18 protein-coding genes are annotated in these 25,775 nt (G+C 72.0%); 9 read left to right on the top strand and 9 right to left on the bottom strand.

Going from position 1 to position 25,775, the window contains the following annotated elements; translation table 11 throughout:
* Window positions 1-93: 93 nt before the first annotated feature.
* Window positions 94-5,031, top strand: coding sequence for a coiled-coil domain-containing protein (locus IE198_RS08660; protein WP_189884454.1), 4,938 nt, complete (start codon window positions 94-96; stop codon window positions 5,029-5,031).
* Window positions 5,032-5,063: 32 nt separating this feature from the next.
* Here IE198_RS08660 and IE198_RS08655 read toward each other — a convergent pair whose 3' ends face one another.
* The gene (locus IE198_RS08655; RefSeq protein ID WP_189884452.1) at window positions 5,064-5,504 is read right to left on the bottom strand and encodes a hypothetical protein; all 441 of its coding nucleotides are present in this window, start codon (window positions 5,502-5,504) and stop codon (window positions 5,064-5,066) included.
* Window positions 5,505-5,962: 458 nt separating this feature from the next.
* Between IE198_RS08655 and IE198_RS08650 the strand changes: the two genes are divergently transcribed.
* Genes IE198_RS08650 through IE198_RS08635 form a run of 4 tightly spaced genes read left to right on the top strand, consistent with a single transcriptional unit; the run spans window position 5,963 to window position 10,260 of the window.
* A complete protein-coding gene (locus tag IE198_RS08650) occupies window positions 5,963-8,809 on the top strand; it encodes a sensor histidine kinase (protein ID WP_189884449.1) in 2,847 nt (948 codons plus the stop codon).
* Window positions 8,806-9,261: a roadblock/LC7 domain-containing protein gene (locus IE198_RS08645; RefSeq protein WP_189884447.1), complete on the top strand. Its 456-nt coding sequence runs from the start codon at window positions 8,806-8,808 to the stop codon at window positions 9,259-9,261. The genes IE198_RS08650 and IE198_RS08645 overlap by 4 nt, the downstream gene beginning before the upstream one ends.
* Before the next feature lie 8 nt (window positions 9,262-9,269).
* Entirely contained in the window at window positions 9,270-9,674 is a 405-nt protein-coding gene (locus tag IE198_RS08640; protein WP_189884445.1) for a DUF742 domain-containing protein, read from the top strand.
* Complete coding sequence (locus IE198_RS08635) at window positions 9,655-10,260, top strand: GTP-binding protein (protein WP_189884443.1); 606 nt, start codon at window positions 9,655-9,657, stop codon at window positions 10,258-10,260. Before IE198_RS08640 ends, IE198_RS08635 begins: the two co-directional genes overlap by 20 nt.
* A 130-nt stretch (window positions 10,261-10,390) precedes the next feature.
* On the opposite strand, the gene glpK is transcribed toward IE198_RS08635, so the two are convergent.
* The 4 genes from glpK to IE198_RS08615 form a co-directional block, all read right to left on the bottom strand.
* The gene (gene glpK, locus IE198_RS08630) at window positions 10,391-11,902 is read right to left on the bottom strand and encodes a glycerol kinase GlpK (RefSeq protein ID WP_189884441.1); all 1,512 of its coding nucleotides are present in this window, start codon (window positions 11,900-11,902) and stop codon (window positions 10,391-10,393) included.
* 62 nt (window positions 11,903-11,964) lie between these two features.
* Window positions 11,965-12,726: an MIP/aquaporin family protein gene (locus tag IE198_RS08625; protein ID WP_189884439.1), complete on the bottom strand. Its 762-nt coding sequence runs from the start codon at window positions 12,724-12,726 to the stop codon at window positions 11,965-11,967.
* A gap of 242 nt (window positions 12,727-12,968) precedes the next feature.
* Window positions 12,969-13,319, bottom strand: coding sequence for an Mpo1-like protein (locus IE198_RS08620; RefSeq protein WP_189884437.1), 351 nt, complete (start codon window positions 13,317-13,319; stop codon window positions 12,969-12,971).
* Between the two features lie 31 nt (window positions 13,320-13,350).
* A complete protein-coding gene (locus IE198_RS08615; protein WP_189884435.1) occupies window positions 13,351-14,166 on the bottom strand; it encodes a M15 family metallopeptidase in 816 nt (271 codons plus the stop codon).
* A gap of 39 nt (window positions 14,167-14,205) precedes the next feature.
* Between IE198_RS08615 and IE198_RS08610 the strand changes: the two genes are divergently transcribed.
* Window positions 14,206-14,733 (top strand): NUDIX domain-containing protein, encoded by a 528-nt coding sequence (locus IE198_RS08610; RefSeq protein ID WP_189884434.1) that lies wholly within the window; start codon window positions 14,206-14,208, stop codon window positions 14,731-14,733.
* Window positions 14,734-14,749: 16 nt separating this feature from the next.
* Here IE198_RS08610 and IE198_RS08605 read toward each other — a convergent pair whose 3' ends face one another.
* Window positions 14,750-17,113 carry a glycoside hydrolase family 31 protein gene (locus IE198_RS08605; RefSeq protein ID WP_189884431.1) on the bottom strand — a complete coding sequence of 788 codons (2,364 nt, stop codon included), beginning with the start codon at window positions 17,111-17,113 and terminating at the stop codon, window positions 14,750-14,752.
* Between the two features lie 214 nt (window positions 17,114-17,327).
* Here IE198_RS08605 and IE198_RS08600 point away from each other — a divergent pair, with 214 nt between their 5' ends.
* Window positions 17,328-19,304, top strand: a complete 1,977-nt coding sequence (locus IE198_RS08600) for an acetoacetate--CoA ligase (protein ID WP_189884429.1) — start codon at window positions 17,328-17,330, stop codon at window positions 19,302-19,304.
* A gap of 40 nt (window positions 19,305-19,344) precedes the next feature.
* Here IE198_RS08600 and IE198_RS08595 read toward each other — a convergent pair whose 3' ends face one another.
* On the bottom strand, window positions 19,345-20,664 hold the full coding sequence (locus IE198_RS08595) for an aminotransferase class I/II-fold pyridoxal phosphate-dependent enzyme (RefSeq protein WP_229833799.1): 1,320 nt from the start codon (window positions 20,662-20,664) through the stop codon (window positions 19,345-19,347).
* A 48-nt stretch (window positions 20,665-20,712) separates the two neighbouring features.
* Between IE198_RS08595 and IE198_RS08590 the strand changes: the two genes are divergently transcribed.
* Together IE198_RS08590 and IE198_RS08585 are read left to right on the top strand one after the other, a co-directional pair.
* Window positions 20,713-21,990 (top strand): MFS transporter, encoded by a 1,278-nt coding sequence (locus tag IE198_RS08590; RefSeq protein ID WP_308426798.1) that lies wholly within the window; start codon window positions 20,713-20,715, stop codon window positions 21,988-21,990.
* A gap of 25 nt (window positions 21,991-22,015) precedes the next feature.
* Window positions 22,016-22,948: a DUF8829 domain-containing protein gene (locus tag IE198_RS08585; RefSeq protein WP_189884426.1), complete on the top strand. Its 933-nt coding sequence runs from the start codon at window positions 22,016-22,018 to the stop codon at window positions 22,946-22,948.
* Window positions 22,949-23,029: 81 nt separating this feature from the next.
* On the opposite strand, the gene ptsP is transcribed toward IE198_RS08585, so the two are convergent.
* Both ptsP and IE198_RS08575 read right to left on the bottom strand, forming a co-directional pair.
* Window positions 23,030-24,700, bottom strand: coding sequence for a phosphoenolpyruvate--protein phosphotransferase (gene ptsP / locus IE198_RS08580; protein ID WP_189884424.1), 1,671 nt, complete (start codon window positions 24,698-24,700; stop codon window positions 23,030-23,032).
* Window positions 24,701-24,775: 75 nt separating this feature from the next.
* Complete coding sequence (locus IE198_RS08575) at window positions 24,776-25,225, bottom strand: PTS sugar transporter subunit IIA (RefSeq protein ID WP_189884422.1); 450 nt, start codon at window positions 25,223-25,225, stop codon at window positions 24,776-24,778.
* Between the last annotated feature and the right edge of the window lie 550 nt (window positions 25,226-25,775).

Raw genomic sequence — 25,775 nt, 5'->3', positions numbered from 1 at the left:
CGCCACGACGCGCAACCGCCACGACACGCAACGACCAGGACGCGTAAGCGCCCAGACGCGTAACCGCATCGACGAAACCGAAAGTCCGCCGCCATGTACGAGTTGTCCCGGGTCCGCCTCTACTCCATCGGTCCTGCCGGTGCGCGCTACGCCGACACCGTGCTCGACCTGCGCGGAGTCGGCGAGCCCGTGCCCAACCCCGCCCCCACACAGGCGGAGTTCTTCGAGGAGGAGCCGGTCGGCCCGCCGCGCCGCCCCGCGCCCGCGGGCGTGCTCTTCCTGGAGAACGGCGGAGGCAAGTCCGTCCTGCTGAAGCTGATCTTCTCCGTGATGCTGCCCGGACACCGCAACACCCTCGGCGGGGCCAGCTCCGGCGTCCTGCGCAAGTTCCTCCTCGCCGACGACTGCGGGCACGTCGCCCTCGAATGGCAGCACACGCTCACCGGTGAACTGGTCGTCGTCGGCAAGGTCTCCGAGTGGCGCGGGCGCCAGGTGTCGAACGACCCGCGGAAGTTCGCCGAGGCGTGGTACTCGTTCCGACCCGGACCCGGCCTCGGCCTCGACTCCCTGCCCGTGGCCGAGGCCACCGCCGTCCGCCCGCCCGTCGAGGGCGCCTCGGGCGCCCAGGGACGCCGCCGCACCATGAAGGGCTTCCGTGACGCGGTCACCGAGGCGGGCAAGGCGTATCCGCACCTCGAGGTCTACTGGGAGGAGATCCACGACCGCTGGAACGAGCACCTCGGTGACCTCGGCCTCGACCCCGAGCTCTTCCGCTACCAGCGCGAGATGAACGCCGACGAGGGAGAGGCGGCCGGTCTCTTCGCGGTGAAGAAGGACTCCGACTTCACCGATCTGCTGCTGCGCGCCGTCACCGACACCCGCGACACGGACGGCCTCGCCGATCTCGTCAGCGGATTCGGCAACAAGCTGGGCCGCCGTGCGGAGCTCACCGCGGAACGGGACTTCACGGCGGGGTCCGTCGACCTGCTCGGCCGTATCGTCGACGCGGCCGAGATCAGGACCAGGGCACGCGACATCCACGTCGGCGCCGAGCGCCGCACCCGTACCCTGGCGCGTCGCCTCTTCGCCCGCGCCGCGCAGGAGCGGTCCCGCGCCGCGGACCTCGCCCAGCAGGTCACCGCCGCCGCCCACACGGTCACCGGCGCCGAACAGGCCCGCAGCCGCAGCTCCCTGGTCGCCGCCGAACTGGCTTTTCGCCACGCGTCGTTGGCACTCGCGGCCGCGGAGAAGGGCGCGGCGGCGCAACGCCGAGAGCTCATCGACGCGCGCACGCTGCACTCCGCCTGGCTGGCAGCGGAGGCGGTGCTCCGGCACCGGGCGGCCAGTGACCGTTCCGCCCGCGTCGCCGCGGCGATCCGCGAGGCGGAGCTCGATGCCGCTCCCGCGCTCGCCGCCCGCGCCAAGGCGGCAGGCGACCTGGTGCGGGCCCTGCACACGGCGGCGGAGGACGGCGAACGCGTCGCCAACGAGCAGGAAGAGCGTTCGCGGGCACTGCAGGAGACGGCGGAGGCCGCCCACCGCGACGCCACCGCCGCCGCGACAGAGGCGCAGCGCGCCCGCAGCGAGATCGGCCATCTGCGCCAGCGGCTGACAGAGGTCGAGCAGGAGACCGCGGAGGCGGTACGGGCCGGATGGCTCGACGACACCGCTCCCGACGCCGACCCGGCGCGCGCCGCACTGGCGGCGAGCGACGCGGAGAAGACGGCGGTGGCCGCGTGGGACGAGGCCCGCGAGTCGGCCCGCTCCGCGGCGGACCGCGCGAAGGAAGCGGCTGCGGCGGAGAGCCGCGCCGAACTGGCCGCGGCCCGCGCGGCCGACGCGGCGCAGGCCGCGGAGAACGCGTACGAGGCGGAACGCCGAGCCGCCGAGTCCATCGCGGCGGACGACCGCCTCGGGGACCTGCTGAGCCTTGCCCCGCCGGCCCCGCCCGCTGCGGTCCCGTCCCCCCGCGGCGCCGCGGGTGCCGCCGGCACCTCCCCGCGGCCCGCCGTCGACGGCACCGGAGTCGCTGGTTGGGCCGCTGGATCGGCAGCGGAGCACACCACCGGTACGCCCGCCACCTCCCCGCAGCCGTCGCCCGGCGATGCCGGTTCTGCAGACGTCGCTGCGGCACGGGGCGGCGGTGCTCCCGGCACTTCTTCCACAGGTGCCGCTGCGCCGAGTGGTGTCACCGCGCCCACCGGCGACGACGGCCCCCGCGGCCGGCGGGTCCGGGGTGCCGACGGTCCCCTCACCGTCGAGGAACTCGACGGCTTCGCCGACGAGTTGCGTGAGCTGCTCGACCAGTCCGTCACCTCCGCCGAGCGGCAGCTCTTCGACCTGCGCACCGCCGCCGCCGACGACGCCCGCATTCTCGGCGCCCTCGGCGACGGCGGGCTGCTGCCCCCCGGTCCCGATGTCCTGGCCACCGTCGAGTACTTGGGCGAGCACGGCATCCCCGCCCTGCCCGGCTGGCGTTATCTCGCGCAGTCCGTCGACCCCGCGGACCACGCCGCCGTGCTGGCGGCGCGACCGGAGCTGGTCGACGGCGTGGTGATCACGGACCCGGCCTCGCACGCCCGGGCACGTGCGGTGCTCGCGGGCGCGGCCCTGCTGCCGCGGTCGGCCGTGGCCGTCGGGACTGCCGCCGCCCTGCTCGCCCCCGTTCCTCAGCCCGGTACCGGTGACGGCGACGGGGATGTGTTCCTGGTGCCGCCGAACCCGGCGATGCACGACGAGCACGCCGCCGACGAGGAGCGCCACGCGCTGCGTGCCAGGGCGGCCGCGCGGGACGAGGACATCCGTGCGCTCGCCGCTCGTCTCGCCGCCGACCGGGCCATCGGGGCCCGACTCGGAGCATGGCGTGCCGACTGCCCGCCCGGCATGCTCGATGAACTCGCCGAAGGCGCCCGCACTGCCCGCGAGGTGGCGGAGGAGGTGCGGGAAGCGCTTGCAGAGGCCCGCACCGCCCGCGCCGAGGCGGAGGAGGCGGCTGCCGACGCCGCCCGCATCCGTGACGAGCGGCAGGACGCCGCGCAGCGCGCCCGCCGGGCCGCGGACGCCCTCGCGGGCCTCGCCTTCAGGCTGCGCGAGCGGGCCGGCTGGCAGGTCAAACTCCGCGAACTGGCCGAAGAGGCCGCCGAGTCGGAGGCGCGCGCCGCGAGCTGTCTGGAGCGTGCGAAGGCCGCCGACGAGGACCGCCGTGCCGCCCAGCGCGCCGGTGATGACGCCCGCCGTACGGCTCGCGCGCTGCGGGCCGAGCGGGCCGAGATCGCCGGAGCACCCGAGACTCTGCCGGAGCAGGACCAAGGCGCCGCCCGTTCCTCGCTGCCCGCGCTGCGTGAGGCGTACCGCGCGGCGTCCCAGCTGTACGAGAAGGTCGGCGTCGGCGCCGACCTGCGCGCCGAGCAGGCCCGTGCGGAGAGCGACGAGAGCGCCGCGCTCGCGGAACTCGACCGGCTCACCAACAAGGTCCGCACCCGCGCGGCCCAGCTGCTGGAGGGTACGGACGGCGCCGACGGGCCGTCCCGTCAGGCAGCGGTGGTCCGGGCCGAGTCCCTCGTGCAGATGCTGGAGTCGCGTGCCTCGGAGGCGAGCGAGAAGCTGGGCCGGCTGCGCGGCGAGGCCGAGCGTCTCGCCCCCGCCGACGGCGGGGCGCACACGGACCTGCCCGACGAACTCGTCCCCGAGGACGCCGAGCACGCCCAGGCGCTCCTGCGCACGGCCACCGGCGAACTCGCCGCCTGTACGGATACTTTGGAGGCGGCCCGCGCCGCACACGCCGGACTGCTCCAGGCCCACCGCGCCGCGGAGGACGCGGCGGGCGGATTCGACGAGACGGCGGCACTCCTTCGCGATCTGCTGCGCGAACACCATCAAGAAGACGAGACGCCGCAGCCCCCGGAGCCGTATCCCGGCAGCCTCGAGGAGGCACGCCACTCAGCCGCGGAGGCACGCCGCTCGCTGCGGGGCTGCGCCACCGACCTGTCCGCCGCAGAGTCCGCCGTACGGGAGGCGAGCGACGTGCTCGTACGGCACGCCAACTCCACCCGTTACGAGCAGGTGCGCACCCCCGCCCGCCAGCAGATCCGCGAACTGCCGGCGGCCGCGCTGCCCGAGCACGCGGCGAAGTGGGCGGAGGCGTTCGCCCCCAGGCTGCGGGTGCTCACCGACGAGCTGGAGCAGCTCGAGCGCAATCGGGACACCATCGTCGACCGGCTGCGCGGCCTCGTGGAGTCGGCGCTTGCGACGCTCCGCTCCGCGCAGCGGCTGTCACGTCTGCCGGAGGGACTCGGGGAGTGGTCGGGGCAGGAGTTCCTGCGCATCCGCTTCGAGGAACCGGACCACGCCACGCTCGCGGAGCGGCTCGGCGAGGTCATCGACGAGGCGACCCGCGCAGCCGTGCGGAAGAACTCCGATCTGCGCAGGGACGGCATGTCGCTGCTGTTGCGCGGTGTGCAGGCGGCCCTCGAACCGCGGGGCGTGGCCGTGGAGATCCTCAAGCCGGACGCGGTGCTGCGGGCCGAGCGGGTGCCGGTCGGGCAGATGGGCGACGTGTTCTCGGGCGGCCAGCTGCTGACCGCGGCGATCGCGCTGTACTGCACGATGGCCGCGCTGCGCAGTAACGACCGCGGCCGGGACAGGCACCGGCACGCGGGGACGCTGTTCCTCGACAATCCCATCGGCCGGGCGAACGCTACGTATCTGCTGGAGCTCCAGCGTGCGGTGTCCGACGCGCTGGGCGTGCAACTGCTCTACACCACGGGGCTCTTCGACACGACGGCCCTGGCGGAGTTCCCGCTGGTGATCCGGCTGCGCAATGACGCGGACCTGAGGGCGGGCCTGAAGTACATCAGCGTCGAGGAACATCTGCGCCCCGGTCTGCCGCAGCTGGACCCGACGGGCGCGACGGTACACGGAGAGATCACCGCGACGCGTATGTTCAAGCGCGCCCCGCTGCCCGAGCAGCCCACGGTGGAGACGGCTGCCGAGACGCAGCCGACCGGGGCCGCCCCGGACCGGCAGGCGTGACGGGCGCCCAGGCGCCGACAACCGCCCTGGCGTCACGCCTGCGAGAGCCTGCCGCTGCCGCGTCGCCGTATCCGTGAGGGCCCGCGGGCGGCGGCACGGGCCGCCCGGCGGGTCCGGCGGCGCTCGCGGCGCAGCCCGCGGGCGGTGCTGCTCGGCATCGACACCACGCCGTTGCGCTGGTTCCACACCTGGCGGGTGATCCACACATCGAGCACGGCCCATGTGGCGATCACCGTGCTGGCCACGGAGCTCAGCACCACCGGGAACGCCAGCCACGCCCCGGAGAGCGTGAAGAGCAACGCGGCCATCGCCTGAATGATCGTCAGGGAAATGATGATGACCGAACGGACCGCCGCTGCACGGACAGGGTCGGCCATACGCCGTCTGGCCACCGGCTCCTCCACCCAGAGCTGCCGCGGCACATGCGCGTCGTCCGCCGTCGGCGCCGCGTCACGACGCTCGTCCGTGTCCATGGATCGTGTCACTCCCCACCTTTGTCCGACTCCACGGTGGGTGCCCGGATTCTTCCGCCGTACTCCGGCGGCCGCGCTTTCGCGGCACGATCGCAGCACTCTTTGCACGGCCCGCGGACCGGAACACCCGGCGACAAAGGCCGGATTCGATGCGCGTGGCGCCTGCGAACCCCAGGAGCCCCCGCCCTGAAGGACGAACGACCAGGGGCGATGATTCCCGCGCACCGAACGATTCCGGCCATCTGCCCGGGTCTGATAAATGGTGTGCCGTCGCCGACACCCGGTGCGGCCGGGAACGCCATCTCCCCGGATACCGGGACATCCCGTGATCAGACGACGCCATCGCGGCCGAAAACCGTCCGGACGAGTCTTCGAGTTGGCTGTGCGGCAGTAGTAGGCTCACGCCGTTTGCTGACCGGACACCACCCGCGCCGTGCGGGGTCGAGCAGGGGGAGGCCATGCGCTTTCGCGGGAAGTCCATCCGCCGGAAGATCGTGGCGTTGCTGCTCGTCCCGCTGGTCTCCCTCACGGCACTGTGGGGCTTCGCCACCGTACTGACCGGTCGGGAGGCGAGCCAACTGCTCGACGCCGCCTCGGTGGCCGAGCAGGTCGGAATACCGGTCCAGGACACCGTCGGCGTCATCCAGGAGGAGCGCCGGCAGACGCTCGTCTATCTCGCCGACCGCCGTGCCGCCGACGCGCTGCCTGCACTGCGCCACCGTGGCGAGGCCACCGACGAAGCCCTGGCGGACATCCGGAACAACGCCCGGAAGTCCTCCCTCAGAAGCGAGATGACCCCCGAGTCGCTCGAGCAACTCACCGCGCTCGTCGACGCGTTCGACGGTATCGGCGCACTCCGCCGGTCGGTGGGCACCAACACCGTCACCCGCCCGCAGGTGCTGGAGATCTTCAACCGGATCATCGACCTCTCGCACAGCTTTCTGCTGACGCTGCACGCCATCGACGACGTCGAACTGGAACGCCAGGGCCGGGCTCTCGTCGGCCTTTCCCGTGCCCGCGAGATGCTCGCCCGTGAGGACGCCCTCATCGCCTCCTCGCTCACGGCGCGGAAAGTGTCGGCGCGGGAGATCCGCGAACTCTCCGACCACGCCGCACACCGGCAGGTCTACTACGAGACGAACCTCGAGTTACTGCCGGCCAAGGACCGGGAGCGGTTCGAGGAGTACTGGGACAGCCCGGAGACCGCGCCGCTGCGGGAGACCGAGGAGCGACTGATCGCGGGCGGCCCGGCCGACGCGCTCCCGGTGTCCGAGATCGAGCGCTGGCAGCAGGCGGCCACACCGGTCCTCGACAACCTCGATCGTGAGGCGGCCGACGCCCGCGACCGCTACCAGGATCGCGTCGAACCCGCCGCGTACGGTGTCCTCGTCAAGGCCGGCGTGGCAGGCGTCCTGGGCTTCCTCGCCCTGCTCGTCTCCGTCATCGTCTCCGTTCGGATCGGACGTGACCTGGTCCGCGACCTGACCCGGCTGCGCAAGGAGGCCCATGAGGTCTCCGGCGTACGGCTGCCCAGCGTGATGCGCCGCCTCGCCGCCGGAGAGCACGTCGACGTCGAGACGGAGGCACCGCGCCTCGAGTACGACAAGGACGAGATCGGTCAGGCCGGTCAGGCGCTCAACACCCTCCAGCGGGCGGCGGTCGAGGCCGCCGTGCGCCAGGCGGACATGCGCCGCGGCGTCTCGGAGGTGTTCGTCAACCTCGCCCGCCGCAACCAGGTCCTGCTCCATCGCCAACTGTCCCTCCTGGACACCATGGAACGGCGCACCGAGGACACGGAGGAACTGGCCGACCTGTTCCGCCTCGACCACCTCACCACCCGCATGCGGCGTCACGCGGAGGGCCTGGTGATCCTCTCGGGCGCCGCCCCTTCGCGGCAGTGGCGCAAGCCCATCCAGCTGATGGACGTCGTGCGTGCCGCGGTCGCCGAGGTCGAGGACTACGAGCGGATCGAGGTGCGCAGGCTGCCGCGTATCGGCGTCGGCGGCCCCGCGGTGGCCGACCTCACCCACCTCATAGCCGAATTGCTCGAGAACGCCACGGTGTTCTCGCCCCCGCACACCGGAGTGCAGGTCCTCGGCGAGCGGGTCGCCAACGGCTTCACCCTGGAGATCCACGACCGTGGCCTCGGCATGGCGGCCGACGCCCTCCTCGAGGCCAATCTGCGACTCGCGGAGACCCCTGAGTTCGAACTCTCCGACACCGACCGGCTCGGCCTCTTCGTCGTCAGCCGCCTCGCCCAGCGCCAGAACGTACGGGTGTCGCTCCAGCAGTCCCCGTACGGCGGCACCACCGCCGTGGTCTTCATCCCCGCGGCGCTGCTCACGGAGGCGCCGGAGACCCAGGGTGTCGGTTTCCGGCTCGACCGCAAGAGCGACAGCGCCGCCGGACGGCGTGACAGCAGGCAGGCGGCCCTGTCGAAGGTGCCCACCGGTCTGAACGGCGCTGCTCTCCTCGACGGCCCCGTCGAACTGGAAGCACCCGTCGGAGCGTTCGGCCTCGACGAGCGCGACCGCTCGCTGCTGGGCCACGAAGGCTCCCTGCCCTGCGACCGGGACCACCACGCCGACCCGGACCACCAGGCCGGCCAGAACCGTCTCGCCGACCTGGACGACGGCGACAGCGAGCGGGGCGGCATCTTCCGGGCCCGCCGGCGTGACCGCCGCGGCGACGGAGTCGGCCAGCACCACCCGCAGGCGGCGCAGCCGGGAGAGCACCGTGTCGCCGGCCCCGTCCCGTTGCCGAGGCGCAGGCCTCCCACGCTCGTCGCGGACCACGGCCGGCGGGTCGACGAGCGCGGCACCGGCGGCCGCAGCCACCCCGCCGCGGAGCCGGGGCGGCCGGCGGAGCCGACGCCGTTCGCTCGGCCGCCGCTCACCGCCGCCCCTACGCCGATCACATCCGAGCGGCGGGACCGGTCGAGGTCCGGGCCGCTGCCCGTGCCGCCGTCCCACGACGCCGGGACGCGGCCGGCACCGCAGCCCGACGGCGGCCCCGCGCCGGGCGGGACTCCGCCGCTCGACGGACTGCCCCGCCGCGTACGGCAGGCCAGCCTCGCACCCCAGCTCAGGGCCCCGGACCCCGCCGAACAGCCCTCCGCGACCGCCGCCGGCCGCGAGCCGGCACGGGACGCCGAGGAGGTCCGCAACCGCATGGCCTCCATGCAGCGTGGCTGGCAGCGCGGCCGTCGCCACAACGCCGCGGAAACCGCCGCCGAGCAAGCCACCGACCAGACCGGCGACGGCCGGACCGCACCAGGACCGACATCTGAGGGGGACGGTCGATGACCGCACCGCACGCCGCAGCAACCGACGTCACCGGAGCCCAGCTCGGGGCCCAGCGCTCGAGCGGGCTCAACTGGCTCCTCGACGAGCTGGTGGACCGCGTCGCCACCATCCGCAAGGCTCTGGTCCTCTCCAGTGACGGCCTCGCCACCGGCACCTCACGCGAACTCACCCGTGAGGACAGCGAGCATCTGGCCGCCGTGGCCTCCGGCTTCCACAGCCTCGCCAAGGGGGTCGGCCGCCACTTCGACGCCGGGCAGGTCCGGCAGACCGTCGTGGAACTCGACGAGGCGTTCCTCTTCGTCACGGCGGCCGGTGACGGCAGCTGCCTGGCAGTCCTGGCGGACGCCGACTCCGACGTGGGCCAGGTCGCGTACGAGATGACGCTGATGGTCAAGCGTGTCGGAGCACACCTCGTCACGGCGCCACGGACCGGTCCGGCCGCCGGAGGGTGAGGCGGCCCATGAGTGACTCAGTCCGGCACAGTCGCAGATCGCACCACTGGATCGACGCCGACGCGGGCCCGGTGGTGCGCCCGTACGCGATGACCCGTGGCCGCACCAGCCACGCCGGCCGGCACCGGCTCGACCTGATCGCCCTGGTCGTGCCGGAGCCCGCAGCCGACGACCCCGGCCGTGACCAGACGCTCTCGCCGGAACACGTCGAGATCGTCGAACGCTGCGGCGACGCACCCCAGTCCATCGCCGAACTCGCCGCCGGGCTCGACCTGCCCGTCGGTGTGGTCCGCGTCCTCGTCGGAGATCTCGTCGACGACGCCCTCGTGCACGTAACCCGTCCCGTACCGCCGGCCGAACTGCCGGACGTGAGCATCCTCCGAGAGGTGATCAATGGCCTTCGGGCGCTCTAGCCGCCGCAAGGCGCCGATCGAGCCGGTGACTTTGAAGATCCTGGTGGCAGGCGGCTTCGGCGTCGGCAAGACCACCCTGGTGGGCGCGGTCAGCGAGATCAAGCCGCTGCGCACCGAGGAGAGGCTCACCGAGGCCGGGCGGCCGGTCGACGACATCGCCGGGGTCGAGGGCAAGACGACCACCACGGTGGCCATGGACTTCGGGCGCATCACGCTCCGCGAGGATCTCGTCCTGTACCTGTTCGGTACACCCGGGCAGGACCGTTTCTGGTTCCTGTGGGACGAGTTGGCGCAGGGCGCACTCGGTGCGATCGTCCTCGCGGACACCCGCCGCCTGGACGACAGCTTCGCCGGCATCGACTACTTCGAACGCCGGGGCATTCCCTTCGCGGTCGCGGTCAACTCCTTCGAGGGGGCGAAGCGGTACCCGGCCGAGACGGTACGGGCCGCGCTCGACCTCGACCCGGAGGTGCCGCTGCTGATCGGCGACGCTCGGGAAAGGGAGTCGGTCAAGAACATCCTCGTCGCGGTCGTCGAGCATGCGCTCGCCCGCGCGGACCGGCAACGGGAACCCGCCACCACCTGAGTCACCACCGGAGGCAATGCTTCGCCGTGACACGGCCCGTACCCCCACCGACCGGGGTACGGGCCGTGGGCTTCACGGCGCGTAAGGAGCCAGGACCTCGCGGCGCGGACAGGCGCGCGGGCAGGCGGTCTCAGCCCTGGCCGGTCTCCTCCCAGCCGAAGCTCTTCTCCACCGCCTTGCGCCAGTTGTGGTACTCCCGCTCGCGAACCTCAGGTTCCATCCGGGGCGACCACTCCACATCGCGCTGCCAGTGCGACTTGAGCTCGTCCAGGTCCGACCAGACGCCGGTGGCCAGCCCCGCGGCGTAGGCCGCGCCGAGGCAAGTCGTCTCCGAGACCTTCGGCCGGATGACCGGCACGGCCAGCACGTCCGCCTGATGCTGCATCAGCAGATGGTTGGCGGTCATTCCGCCGTCGACCTTCAGCGTGGTGATCCGCACCCCGGAGTCCTGGTACATCGCGTCGACGACCTCGCGCGTCTGCCAGCTCGTCGCCTCCAGCACCGCCCGCGCCAGGTGCGCCTTGGTCACGTATCTGGTCAGGCCGGTGACGACACCCCGCGCGTCGGAGCGCCAGTACGGTGCGTAGAGGCCGGAGAAGGCCGGCACGATGTACGCTCCGCCGTTGTCCTCCACCCCGGCGGCGAGGGTCTCGATCTCGTCGGCCGAGCGGATGATGCCGAGCTGGTCGCGGAACCACTGGACGAGGGCGCCGGTGATCGCGATGGAGCCCTCCAGGCAGTAGACGGGCGCCTCGTCGCCGATCTTGTACCCGAGTGTCGTGATCAGCCCGCTCTTCGACGGCACGGGCCGGTCGCCGGTGTTGAGGAGCAGAAAGCTGCCGGTGCCATAGGTGTTCTTGGCGGTTCCCGTGTCGTAACAGGCCTGGCCGAAGACCGCGGCCTGCTGGTCCCCGAGGGCCGCGGCCACCGGCACACCGGCGAGCTGCCCGACGGCCGTCCCGTACACCTGCGACGAGGACCGGATCTCGGGCAGCATCGCCTCCGGCAGATTCATCGCGGCGAGGATCCGTCCGTCCCACTGCAGGGTGCCGAGGTCCATCAGCATGGTGCGCGAGGCGTTGGTGACGTCGGTGACGTGCACGCCGCCCTCGGTTCCGCCGGTGAGGTTCCAGATCAGCCAGGAGTCGACGGTTCCGAAGGCGATCTCGCCCCGCTCCGCCCGCGCGCGCAGCCCGGGCACGTTGTCCAGCAACCAGGCCGCCTTGGGGCCGGAGAAGTAACTGGCGAGCGGCAGGCCCGTGGTGTCGCGGAAGCGGTCCTGTCCGTCCGCGCCGCCCAGTTCGTGGCAGAGGGCGGCCGTACGGGTGTCCTGCCAGACGATCGCGTTGTGCACGGGCCTTCCGGTGGCCCGGTCCCACAGGACCGTCGTCTCGCGCTGGTTGGTGATGCCCAGTGCACTGAGCCGGTCGGCGCGCAGGCCGGCCTTGGCCAGGGCGCCGGCGACGACGGCCTGCACCTTCGACCAGATCTCTGTGGCGTCGTGTTCCACCCAGCCTGGCCTGGGGAAGATCTGGCGGTGCTCGCGCTGGTCGACGGCGACGACGGCTCCGTGTCGGTCGAAGATGATGCAGCGGCTGGACGTGGTGCCCTGATCGATGGCGGCGACGAACTTGTCCGTCATGACGTCCCCTTGTCTCATCGGCGTCGGGTGAAGCCGGCGGCAGGCCGGGCGGCCCGACGGCCCTAGTAGGCTGCGTTGAAGACGAGTCCGGCCAGCAGCCCGCCGATGATCGGCCCGGCCACCGGCACCCAGGCGTAACCCCAGTCGGAGGTCCCCTTGTTGGGGATCGGCAGCAGTGCGTGCACGATGCGCGGACCGAGGTCCCGGGCCGGATTGATGGCGTAGCCGGTCGGACCACCGAGCGAGAGTCCGATGCCGACGACCAGGAGCGACACCAGCAGGATGGAGATGCCGGAGCCGTAGATCCCGGCCTCCTCGCCGGGGATCCGGCCGATGCCGATGCCGTCGTTCCTGCCGAACGCGAGGAGCGGGAGCACCAGCCCGACCGTCGCCACGACCTCGGTGAGGACGTTGGCCCACGGCTTGCGGATCTCCGGGCCCGTGGCGAAGATCCCCAGCGTGGGCTGGGCGTTCTTGATGTCCGCATTGGCCTGGAACTGTGCGAAGTAGACCAGGTAGGCGAGTACCGCGCCGAGGATCGCGCCCACCATCTGCGCCAGGATGTAGAGCGGCACCTTGCTCCACCCGCCGGTGTCGACGGCCAGGCCCACGGTCACGGCCGGGTTGAGATGGCCGCCGGACAGCGGCGCGGCGGTGTACGCGCCGGCCAGCACGCCGAAGCCCCAGCCGAAGGCGATGACGACCCAGCCGGCTGCCTTCGCCTTGGAGTGGTGCAGGGTGACCGCGGCGCAGACGCCTGCGCCGAAGAGGATGAGTATCGCGGTGCCGATGACCTCACCGAGGAATATGTCTGCGTTGCTCATGGCTGCTCCTTGGCCCTGGCCCGGCCGCGGGGCAGCCGGTCCTCCGTGCAGGGTTCGTGCTCCATGTGCGTGCGCGCCGGGAAATGCGGCGCAGCTGACGAGAGGGCAGTTTTCACCCACCGTGACGGGGCGTCAAGGAGGCGGCCTGCACGCGCAGTTCACGGCGGCTGCCGGCCGGGGAGAGGGCCGGTGTCAAGGTGCTGCCACCGGCCATGGGGCCATGAGCGCACGGACGGCCGGCCTCAGCGGTGCTCCGCCAGCCACTTGGCGGCGATCTCCGCCAGCTCGGCGTCCCTGCCGGCCAGCATCATCCGGATCATCTGCACATCACCGCGGAGCGACCAGGCCGGATGGCCGAACGTCGCCGGATTGTTCTTCTCGATGAGGAAGTGGGCCGGCCACGCGGTCCCGTACCCGATCAGAGGCAGAGCCGCCGCATACCGCTTCCGGCCCCGCGCCAGCCCGTACACGCTGACCGCGAGCCCGGTCAGCGTGCCTGTCAGATGCACCCACCGGGTCGCCGCCCGTGAGTGCATCGCGACGTAGTAGGGCCAGAACTCCTCGTACGACTCGAACATCTGCTGCTTCGCCATGCCGGCACCGTAGCCGCCCCGGCGTCTCGCGTCAGCCCGCCCGGTGCCCCGCGACGGAACGCACGGCGACGGGGAAGTCGAAGTACGTGTCGGGGAACGGCTCCGGCTTGTACGTGAAGTGCCACCACTCCTCGGGAAGGTTCACGAACCCCACCGCTGCCAGGGTGCCCCTCAGCAGGTCCCGGTTTGCCCGCTGCTCGCCGGTGATCCGCGGGTCGTCGGTGTGCGACAGCGTGTCGAAGCAGTCGAATCCGGTTCCCATGTCGACCGAGCTGTCGGGGAACCGCTCGGCCTGCGGCGCATAGCACGGCAGGAGCGCCTCACCGGGCACGTACGGGCGGGTCGGTTGCGCGGGCAGCTTCACGATCGTCAGGTCCACGGTGCTGCCGCGGCTGTGCCCGGACTTCTCCGCGATGTAACCGTCCGCGAACAGACGTGATTTGTCGACTTGGGGATAGAACTCCTTCTTCATCGCCTCGTCCTCGAGGTCCTTCGCCCAGCGCACGAAGTGGTCGACGGCCCGCTGCGGGCGGTAGCAGTCGTAGACCTTCAGCGAGTACCCCTGCGACAGCAGCCGCGACTGTGCCCGGCGCAGTGCCTGCGCCGCCGGCCGTGTGACGATGCACACCGGTTGCCGGTAGCCGTCCACCGGCTCGCCCACGAAGTTGTGGTCCGTCGTGTACCGCATCTCCTGGATGATCGTGGGTGCCACGGTGCGCAGCGCCACGAACTCCGGGGGCGCCTTGGGCTCCGGGAAAGCCTGCGCGACGGGTACCGCGGAGGTGACGCAGAACAGAGCCGCGGCCGCGGCGGTCAGAACACGGAAAGCGGAACCAAGTCGAGTCATGCAGCAACGGTTTATCAGCAACCACCCCGCCGGGAAAGAGTGATCGGATACAGTCCGCCCGTGCCCAAGGACTCCCACTGCGGCCATTGCGGAACGCCCTTCGGCGCCGACGCCGGCTGGCCCCGCACCTGTCCCGCCTGCGGCGAGACCGCCTACCGCAACCCGCTGCCGGTCGCCGTCGCCCTGCTGCCCGTCCGCGACACCCACGGCACCGGACTCGTCGTCATCACGCGCACCGTCGAACCCGCCCGCGACGGCACCGCCCTCCCCGGCGGTTTCATCGACCACGGTGAGGACTGGCGACACGCGGTGGTGCGCGAACTGCGCGAGGAGACCGGCATCGAGGCGTCGCAGCACGAAGTACGGTTGGCCGACGTCCTCAGCTCGCCGGCCGGCCATCTGCTCGTCTTCGGGCTACTCCCTGCGCGCCTCGCCGCCGAACTGCCGCCGTCCGTCCCCACTGACGAGACCGATGGCTGGCGGCTGCTGCACGCCCCCGCCGACCTCGCCTTCCCCCTCCACACGATCGCGGCCCGCAACTGGTTCGGCGGCGCCTACGGCCGCTGAGGGCCGGCCAGGCACATCACTCCTGTCCGCGTACCCGCACCGGGCCCTCGACCGCGACCGCCCCGTCGTCCGTGGCCCGTTCCACCACCACACGCCCGCCCGTCAGCCGCGTCGTGTACCGCTCGATCTCCGGCTCGTCCCACCCGTCGCCGGTGTCGCGCACCACCAGCCCGCCGCCCCTGCGGCCCGGCGCCGGCGCCCACACCTCGAGACCGACCCGGCCGCCCGTGCCGTCCGCCCCACTGCCGCCGCTCCGCTCCGCGAGCACCGGCAGCACCGCCCCCGCCCTCGCCAGTACGGGGATCCGTGACAGCGGCGCGTCCACCAGCACCTGACCGGGACCGTCGTACGGCCGGCCCGAGACCGTGTCGTACCACCGGCCGCGGGGCAGCCGTACGGCACGTCGGTCCGCGCCCGGCTCCAGGACCGGCGCCACCAGCAGCGCGTCGCCCAGCAGGAACGCGTCCTCGCAGTCCCTCAGTGCGCGGTCCGCCGGATGACGCCACCACAGCGGGCGCACGTAGGGCGCCCCGGTGAGCCGCGCCAGTTGCGCAAGCGTCACGAAGTAGGGACCCAGCCGCTCCCGCTCCGCCAGGGCGGCCCGCGCGTGCGCGCTCACCGCCGGCCCGTACGCCCAGGGCACCCCGGACTCCTTCGTACGCGACAGCGGCAGATACGCCGCCAGCTGGAGCCGGCGCAGATACAGCTCCGCCGAGAGCCCGTCGGCGGCGCCGCCCACGTCCGTGCCCGAGTACGGAACGCCGCAGAGCCCCAGGCCCAGCGCCAGCGACAGCGAGGCACGCAGCCCAGGCCACCCCGATGTGACGTCCCCGGCCCAGGCACCGCCGTACCGCTGCATGCCCGCCCAGCCGGAACGGGAGATCAGATGCGGCCGTTCCTCGGGCCGTTGCCGGCGCAGCGCCTCATGGCCGGCCCTCGCCATGGCGAGCCCGTACACGTTGTGGGCCTCCCGGTGGTCGCCGCCGTGCCCGTCCAGCGCATGCCGCGACGAGCGGGGCAGCGTCAGGCCGTCGAAGGAGGTGCAGGCCACCGGCTCGTTCCGATCCAGCCACACCCCCGAGAAGCCCTGCGCCGTCGTCTCCCCGTACAACCCCTCCCACCACTCGCGCACCCGCGGATCCGTGAAGTCGGGGAAGACGCAGTCCCTGGGGCCGGCCGTACCGAGCACCTCGCCGCCCCGCCCGTCCCGTACGAACAGCCCCGCGGCGCAGCCGTACCCGTACCGCGCGTCCTCCGGCACGGCGGGCACCGCCGGATCCACCGCCCGCACCAGCCGCACGCCGTCCTCGCGCAGGTCCTTCGCGAGGGCGGGCAGACCGGGGAAGCGCTCCAGATCCCCGGCCGGCCCGGGCAGCGCCTCGTCGGGGGCGCTGCCGACGTGGACGGCGGAGAGCGGAAGGCCCAGGTCCCGGTGGGTCGCCACGGTCCGCCGCACGTCCTCCTCGCCCCCGGTCCGCCGCACGTGCTGCGGGCCCAGCGCCCAGGACGGGGGCAGCGCGGGCGCTCCGGTCAGCTGCGCCCAGCCGCTCAGGACCCGCGCCGGCGTCCCCACCAGCACCCAGCTGCGCAGCGGTCCGCCGTCCATCCGCACCTCGACCGTGCCGGGCCTGTCGTGGCCGGAACCGGCACCCTCCTCGCCCTCGCGCACGGTGACCCGGCCCTCCCAGGTGTTGTCGTGGAAGGCGAGATGGGTGCCCGCATCGGCCACCACCGTCTGCACCGGCATGGTGATGTGCAGGGGCCCGTCCCCGGGACCGAACCCGACCCGCGGAGCGGTGTTCCACAGCCGGTACGAGCCGTCCCGAAGCCGAGGGCCCGAGGCCCGGCCGCCGAGACCGAACAGCCGCGCGTCCGCCGCGATCTCGCTCCGCTGGACCCACCGCGCCGGCCCGCCCCCCACCGGCTCCCACCAGCGCGGCGGCAGGTCCCGGCGCAACACCACACCGCCCGGCGTACGGATCTCCACCGTGCCGTGTCGCGAGACCGCGACGGTCAGCCGCTCGGACACCACCCGCCAGCCGCCGTCCTTGTCCGGCTCGAGACCGGCCCGTGGATCCGGTTCCGGAGGAGCACCGGCCAGCGCGTACGACGGCTCCGGCAGTGCACCGTCCCACCCACGGAACACCGCCCCGCCGACCGTGACCACGATCCGCAGCTCGGAACGCGCGAACCGCACGGTCCCGCCGCCCGGCAGCGGCTCCGCACCGTCGGCAGGCCCCGGCACCCTGGCCCGCTCGGCCCCGCGCGCCGGCAGTCCCACGGAGTCGGTCCGATGCCGGCGCCACGCCGAGCGGGCCGCTCGCAGGCCCTGTGCCGTACCGAAAGTTCTCACCGCGCGCAGCAGATCACGACCGTCCATGCGGCTCAGCCTGCCACCCGGATGCGGGCTCGGAAGCTCTGTTCAACTGCCGTTCACCCATGGTGGGAGCACATATTCGCCGACCCGACCATGGGGGATCCGCCCTGGTGCGAAGGACGATCACATGGCATCGTCCTGTCAGCCGCGTCCGCGCACACCCTGCCCGTGCGCGGCGCACGCACACACCGCGTAGAGCCAGCCCGGGAGCCGCCCCATGACCTCAGCAGCGAACCCTGCCCCTCTCTGGCAGCCCGATCCCGACCGCGTCGCCGCCGCCCGGATCACCCGCTTCCAGGCCTGGGCGGCCGAACGCCACGGTGCGCCCGCGGAGGGCGGATATCCGGCACTGCACCGCTGGTCCGTCGACGAGCTCGAGACGTTCTGGCAGGCGGTCGCCGAATGGTTCGAGGTCCGCTTCTCCGCCCCGTACGAACGGGTCCTCGCCGACCGCTCGATGCCAGGCGCCCGGTGGTTCCCCGGCGCCACCCTCAACTATGCGGAGCACGCCCTGCGCACGGCCGAAGACCCGGCACGCGCACATGACCCGGCCTTGCTGCATGTGGACGAGACACATGAGCCATCACCCATCAGCTGGTCCGAGCTCCGCGGCCAGGTCGGAGCCCTGGCCGCGGAACTGCGCGCCCTCGGCGTACGCCCGGGGGACCGCGTCAGCGGCTACCTCCCCAACATCCCGCAGGCCGTCACCGCGTTCCTCGCCACGGCCGCCGTCGGAGCCGTCTGGACCTCGTGCGCCCCCGACTTCGGCGCCCGCGGCGTCCTCGACCGCTTCCAGCAGGTCGAACCGGTCGTCCTGTTCACCGTCGACGGCTACCGCTACGGCGGCAAGGAGCACGACCGCACCGCCACCGTCGCCGAACTCCGCCGGGAACTGCCCACCCTGCGCGCGGTCGTCCACATCCCGCTGCTCGGCACCGATGCCCCCGAGGGCACCCTCGACTGGTCCGCGGTCACCGCAGGGGACACGGGTCCCGTCTTCGAGCAGGTCCCCTTCGACCACCCCCTGTGGGTCCTCTACTCCTCCGGCACCACCGGCCTGCCCAAGGCCATCGTCCAGTCCCAGGGCGGCATCCTGCTCGAGCACTTCAAGCAGATCGGCCTGCACTGCGACCTGGGCCCCGGCGACCGCTTCTTCTGGTACACCTCCACCGGCTGGATGATGTGGAACTTCCTCGTCTCCGGTCTGCTCACCGGCACCACCGTCGTCCTCTACGACGGCAGCCCCGGCCACCCCGACACCGGCGCCCAGTGGCGCGTCGCCGAGCGCACCGGGGCCACCCTCTTCGGCACCTCCGCCGCCTACGTCATGGCCTGTGCCAAGGCAGACGTCCATCCCGGGCGGGACTTCGACCTGTCCCGGGTGAAGTGCGTCGCCACCACCGGCTCCCCACTGCCGCCCGACGGCTTCCGCTGGCTGCACGACGAGGTGGCGGACGACCTGTGGATCGCCTCCGTCAGCGGCGGGACGGACGTGTGCAGCTGCTTCGCCGGCGCCGTCCCCACCCTCCCGGTCGAGATCGGCGAACTGCAGGCCGCCTGCCTCGGCACCGACCTCCAGTCCTGGGATCCGCAGGGCAAGCCCGTGATCGGTGAGGTCGGCGAGCTGGTGGTCACCAACCCGATGCCCTCGATGCCGGTCCGCTTCTGGAACGACCCCGACGGCAGCCGCTACCGCGAGAGCTACTTCGAGATGTACCCGGGCGTATGGCGGCACGGGGACTGGATCACCATCACCGACCGGGGCTCCGTCATCATCCACGGCCGCTCCGACTCCACGCTCAACCGCCAGGGTGTCCGGATGGGCTCCGCCGACATCTACGAGGTCGTCGAACGCCTTCCCGAGATCCGTGAGTCACTCGTCATCGGCCTCGAGGAGCCGGACGGCGGCTACTGGATGCCGCTCTTCGTCCACCTCGCGGAGGGCGCCGTTCTCGACAACGGGCTCCGCACACGGATCAAGCAGTCCATCCGCGAGAACCTCTCGCCGCGCCATGTGCCCGACGACATCATCGAGGTCCCCGGCGTACCCCACACGCTCACCGGCAAGCGCATCGAGGTCCCGGTCAAACGCCTGCTGCAGGGCACAGCGCTGGCCAAGGCGGTCAACCCCGGCTCCGTCGACGACCTCGAACTCCTCCGCTTCTACGAGGACATCGCCCGCACCCGGACATAGCCGCTCCGCCGCCCGCGGGACGCTCCCGTGGGCCGGGTCGCTAACCCCCGTACGTGGTCTCGGACTCGCCCAGCACACCGGCGAAGTCCGAGGCCAGCCGCACCGCGTCCGCGGGAAGCAGATCCGCCGTCGTGATGCGCACTCCCGGGGCCGACGAGACCCGGAACCGAGCCCCGGCCGCGACCCACCAGCCCCGCGAACGCAGGCCGTTCACCACCGCGGACTCGTCCCGGACGGGCACCCACACATTCATCCCGCTCACGCCGTGTGCCGCGACCCCATGGGAAGCCAGTTCCGTCACCAGAGCCTTCCTCCGCTCGCCGTAGGCGGAGCGGGCCCGGGTCACCAGAGCCGTCGTGTCCGTATCGGTCATCAGCCCGAGCACCGTGCGCTGGAGCAGATGGCTGATCCAGCCCGATGTCAACAGCAGACGCCCGTCGTGGCGCGCCAGTGTCGTGGGGTCGCAGGCGGCGGCGGCCCATCGGAGGTCCGTGCCCAGGAACTTGGTGACGGTCCGCAGGTGTGCCCATCGCGCAAGGCCGCCGGACACCAGTGAGTGGAGCGGTGCACCCGCGATGTCCGCCGCGTGGTCGTTCTCGATCACCAGAACGTCCGGCGCGCGCTGCAGCACTGCCACAAGAGCGTCCCGCCGCGCGGCCGAGAACGCACCACCGTACGGATTCTGCGCTCGCGGGCTGCACACCACGGCCCGCACACCGGCGCGCACGGCCGCTTCGAGTGCCTCGGGCCGCATCCCCTCGTCGTCCACGGCCACCGCCACCGACCGCAGTCCCAACGCCTGCACCAGGTCGAGCAGATGGTGATATCCCGGGTCCTCCATCGCGACCGCGTCGCCCGGCCTCAGATCGGTGGCCAGCAGTCGTGCCACACAGTCGAGAGCCCCGTGGGCGAACGTGACGTGCTCGGCCGGCACGCCCGCACCGCCGATCCAGGCCCGGACCGTTTCCTCGAGTTCCGGCAGCCGCGGCGTCGCACGGTGCGAGCGCACGCCGGCCGACAGCCGGCCGGGCGGCACCAGATCCGGCAGAAAGGCCGGGTCGGGATGGCCGCCGGCCAGGTCCCGCAGCCCCTGCGGCACCTTGGGTGGCCGACGTGAGGCCACCGAAGGTGCCGCCGCGACGATCGTGCCGCCCCGGCCGCGGGTGACGACGAGCCCGCGACCGCGCAGCTCCTTGTAGGCGGTCGCCACCGTGCCCGGGCTGACCGACAGGTCATCGGCGAGCCTGCGCACCGGTGGGAGTGCGTCTCCCGGCCCCAAATCGCCTTCAGTCACTGCCCGTTCGACGGAGGCGGCAATCGTGCTGGCGGTCGTGCCGGAGATCGAATATTGTGCTGCCACGTAATAAATTATGTACCAATACATAACGCGCGTCAAGGTGGGGGAGCCGTGAGTCACAAGCAGCGCCGGCGCACACTCGAAGAACGCATACCGGGCGGCCCCGACGGTCGCCGCATGCTCTGGACGGCCCTCGTCGACAAGACGGGCAACGGCCTCTGGGCAGCCACCGGGGCCCTCTACTTCACCTACGTCACCGGCCTCACCGTCGCCGAGGTCGGCATCCTCATCGCCGTCTCCGCCGGCATCGGCGTCGCCGGTTCCCCCGTCGCCGGACGCCTGGCCGACCGGATGTCCCTCAACCGCCTGCTGCTCGCGATGCAACTGCTTCGCGCCGCGGCGGGACTCTGCCTGCTCACAACCGACCAGTACGTGCTGCTGATCGCCTTCTCCGCGGCAGGCAGCTTCGGCGACCGCGCCACCAGCGTCCTCACCAAGCTGTACGCCGCCCGTATCGCCGGCCCCGACCGGGTGCGCTACCAGGCGGTGAACCGCACCGTCTCCAACATCGGGTTCGCCGTCGGAGGTCTTGCGGCCGCGGCCGCCCTCGGTGTCGGCACCACCCTCGCCTACCAGGCCCTGGTCGTCGGCAACGGCATCGCGTCCCTCACGGCGGCCCTGCTCATCGTGCGCTGCGGCGAAGCACCCGTCCCGGCCGTCAGGCCAACCACGGACGACGCCACCACCGGCCCCGGAGAACCAGCCGGCGGCCCCTGGCGCGATGGCACCTACCTCCTGTACACCGCGACCGAGGCGCTCCTGCTGCTCGACGACGCGGTCTTCAAGGTCGGACTGCCGCTGTGGATCGTGCACGCCACCGACGCACCGCACGGCCTGGCTCCGCTGCTGATGGTCCTCAACAACGTGATGGTGGTCGGCCTCCAGATCCCGCTCGCGCGTCACGGCGCCACCAGCCACGCCGCCCGCCGACTCCTCCGGCCCCTCGCCGCGGCATTCGGGATGGGGGCAGTCGCCCTGAGCCTGTCGACCCTCGGCGGAGCGTGGGGCGCGACGATCGCCCTCACCGTCGCCGCCGTGGCGCTGACGTTCGCCGAGATGCTGCACGCCACCGCGTCCTGGGAACTGTCCGTGGCCCTGGCGCCGGAGCAGGCCCAGGGCGCCTACCTCGGCGTCCACGGCTTGGCCAACTCGGCCCAACGCAGCCTCGGACCGCTCGTCATGACCGCCACCATCGCTGCCGGCCCGCTCGGCTGGGCCCTCTTCGGCGCCGGCCTCTGCACGGTGTGCCTGGTGCAGAGCCGACTCGTACGCGACCGGCTGCCGGCCCCGCCGTTGTCAGTGCCTCCCACTACCGTGAGTCACGAATGATCGACAGCACACCGGGGGAATCGGCATGGCGCACATCAACCAGTCCAAGCAGCCCAAGCGGTCCCGGCGGACCGGCGGCCACGCAGCGATGAGGCGCGCCCTGCGCCGCGAAGTTCCGAGCACCGTCGGCATCCTCGCCGACGAGCAGGACTTCACGCAGATGCGCCGCTACCGCACCTTCGCCTTCGACGACTACCCGACCTATCTGAGGCAGTCGGAACAACTGCTGAAAACCCTGTCCGCACAGCAACTGCACACATCCGTGGCCCTCTTCGACCCCGACGAGTTCGCCGAATACTGCGGCGAAGCCGGCATCGACGCCGACGCCCCGGCCGGCCGCAGCCGATTCACCGCCCAGCTCGCGGGCCGTGGCGCAAGCGTTCCCTACACCGGCCAGCCCATGGGCACTCTGCTCCCCGAGCTCATCAACCGCACCGTCCGCCAGGCCACCTGGGAGTACGCGACCATGCTCCTCGCCGACCTCGGCGTCTGCGCCGACTGCGGCCAGGACATCGGCAGCGCCGCATTCGACCGGGCCTCGCGCATCCTGATGCGCCTCCTCGAGCTCGCCGGGCCGGGCGAGCACCACCTCGTCTGCAGCGTTCCCGGCCCTGACGAACAGCTCCTCGCCACGTTGCACGCCCAGGGCGGCCCGCCGTCGGCCCCCTCCGCACAGATCGACGCCGGGGAAGGCGCCGAGTTCGTCAGCGTCCTCGCCGCGGGCATCGCACTCGGGGGCTCCGGGGGAGTGGTGCTGCGCACCAGCACCCCGGGCACCCCCGACCACCTCCATGGATGGCGTCTTCACCAGGGCCGCCTCGACCCGCTCACCGCGGGAGAGGTGTTCAGCGCGTACTGCACCGACGCGGCCACCGGCGACCCTCTCTCCCCGGAACCCGGTGTCGAGTACTGCGCGGGATTCCCCGTGACCACCGACGATCCGGAGAACCACCACTGATACGAGAGGGGGCTTTCCGCCTCGGCGGAAAGCCCCCTCTCTCCCGGTTCACCGGATCACTCGGGCCGCGACTGCAGGCGCCTACTCGCCGGACAGCACCGCCTGCGCGGCCACCCGGGCCTCCTCCGCGGTGTCCGCGGCACGTGCCGCCGCGGCAGCACGCTCGCACTGGGCGAGCGTGTACTTCGCCAGCGTCGCCCGCACATACGGGATCGACGCGGCACCCATCGACAGCGACGTCACTCCGAGACCGGTGAGCACACAGGCGAGCAGCGGATCGGAGGCAGCCTCACCACAGACACCACAGCTCTTGCCCTCGGCCCTCGCGGCCTCCGCGGACAGCGCCACGAGGTCGAGCAGCGCGGGCTGCCACGGGTCCTGGAGCCGGGACACCGCACCCACCTGACGGTCGGCGGCGAAGGTGTACTGGGCGAGGTCGTTGGTTCCCAGCGAGAGGAACTCGACCTCCTGCAGGATCGAACGCGCCCGCAGCGCGGCGGACGGGATCTCCACCATCGCCCCGAACTTCGCCTCCAGCCCCGCCTGCCGGCAGGCGTCCGCGAACGCCTTGGCATCCGTGCGGTCCGCCACCATCGGCGCCATGACCTCGAGGTGGACGGGCAGGCCCTGCGCAGCCTTCGACAGCGCGGACAGCTGTGTGCGCAGCACCTCCGGGTGGTCCAGCAGCGAACGCAACCCGCGCACACCCAGCGCCGGGTTCGGCTCGTCGGCCGGCGTCAGGAAGTCGAGCGGCTTGTCCGCACCCGCATCCAGCACCCGCACGACCACCCGGCCCTCGGGAAACGCCTCGAGCACCTTCCGGTACGCCTCGACCTGCTTCTCCTGCGACGGAGCCTGCTCGCTGTCGTCGAGGAACAGGAACTCGGTACGGAACAGACCGACACCCTCGGCACCGGCGGCCACGGCGGCAGGCACGTCCGCGGGCCCTCCGACGTTCGCCAGCAACGGCACCTTGTGCCCGTCCGACGTGGCGCCCGGTCCGCTCGAAGCCGCCAGCGCCGCCCTGCGCTCGGCCGCGGCCTGCTCCATCAGCGCCCGCTTCTCGTCGCTCGGCTCCACGAAGATCTCTCCCGTGCTGCCGTCGACCGCGATCAGGGTGCCCTCGGCGAGCTCACCCGCACCCGGCAGCGCGACCACAGCCGGAACGCCGAGCGCCCGTGCCAGAATCGCGCTGTGGCTCGTGGGCCCGCCCTCCTCCGTGACGAAGCCCAGCACCAAGGTGGGATCCAGCAGCGCCGTGTCGGCCGGTGCCAGATCCCGAGCGATCAGTACATACGGCTCGTCGCTGTCCGGCACACCCGGCATCGGCACACCCAGCAACCGCGCCACGATCCGGTTGCGTACGTCGTCCAGGTCCGCGACCCGTCCCGCCAGATACTCTCCGGCGCCCGCCAGCAGAGCCCGGTACGCCGCGAACGCGTCGTACACCGCGCGCTCGGCCGTGCTGCCGACAGCGATACGGCGCTCGACATCGGACATGAGCTCCGGGTCCTGGGCCATCATGGCCTGTGCCTCAAGCACGGCCTGTGCCTCGCCACCTGCCAGATTGCCCCGAGCAATCAGGTCGGCGGCCACGGCTTCCACGGCCTTGCGGGCGCGCCCCTGTTCGCGCTCCGCGTCCTGCGTGGGGTTCTGCTTGACCGGCGGTTCGAGAACCGCCGTGCCCATGTGCCGCACCTCGCCGATCGCCACCCCGTGGCTCACGCCGACGCCTCGCAGCGTTGTCTCCATTTCACCGTCTCCGATTGGGCGGCGGCCCGGCCGCCGCGATGGATCTAGGACTCGCCGTCACTGACGCCGACGGGGTCACTGCCAGCCGAAGAGGCTCTCGCCGGCCTTCACGTCGCCGTCCTCGCGGACGTCCGACAGGACGTCGGCCGTGGCCTCGAGCGCCACGACCGGGCAGATGGCGGACTTCCCGGCGGCCTCGACCGCCGCCGGGTCCCAGCGCACCACCGCCTGACCGCGCCGCACCGTGTCGCCCTTGTTGACGAGCAGCTCGAAGCCCTCGCCGTTCAGCTGCACGGTGTCGATACCGAGATGCGTGAGCACGCCATGCCCTTCGTCGTCGACGACCACGAAGGCATGGGGGTGCAGGGACACGATGATGCCGTCGACGGGAGAGATGGCCTCCGACGGTTCCCGCACGGGGTCAATGGCGGTCCCGGGCCCGACCATCGCCCCGGAGAACACCGGATCGGGCACTGCCGCGAGTCCGATGGCCCGGCCGGCAAGAGGGGACGTCACTGTGGTCATGGAGCCTCCAGGGGCGGAGATTCGTACGGCGTCGCCACTGTCTGATCCGGGACGACGCACCGTTCTGAAGAGTAGGTCATGAGAAGTCCTAGTTCCGTCTGAGATCTCCCAGTTGACGGACCTAGGTGGGCACCGGAAACGATTTGCGTCGTCTGCCGGTCCGGCGGTAGGGTCGTAGCCCTGCTTGGCCCCGACGCGACAGTGAGTCGGAGGCCGGCAGCGCTCATCAAGCCGAGATGCTAACTGGTCTAAACCACTGTGCGCACCCCCTTCGGGGTGCAAGCGGGGGCGGTGGTCAGGAGGGCCGAGAAAGCCTGATAGTGTTTGAAACACCGAAGGGAAGCGCCCGGAGGACCCTGTGAGAAGGGCCCAAAGGAAGCGTCCGTTCCTTGAGAACTCAACAGTGTGCCAAAAATCAACGCCAGATATGTTGATACCCCGTCCATCTTTGGATGGTCGAGGTTCCTTTGAAAAGTCCATCCTGCTTGCGGGGTGGCAATCACAGCGAGGACGCTGTGAACGACCGGTCTTATTCCGACCGGTTGTTCCG

The sequence above is a fragment of the Streptomyces xantholiticus genome (assembly GCF_014651015.1).
Lineage (GTDB): Bacteria > Actinomycetota > Actinomycetes > Streptomycetales > Streptomycetaceae > Streptomyces > Streptomyces xantholiticus.
Note: the sequence above shows the minus strand (reverse complement) of the source record. Positions and strands in the feature narration are given on the sequence as shown.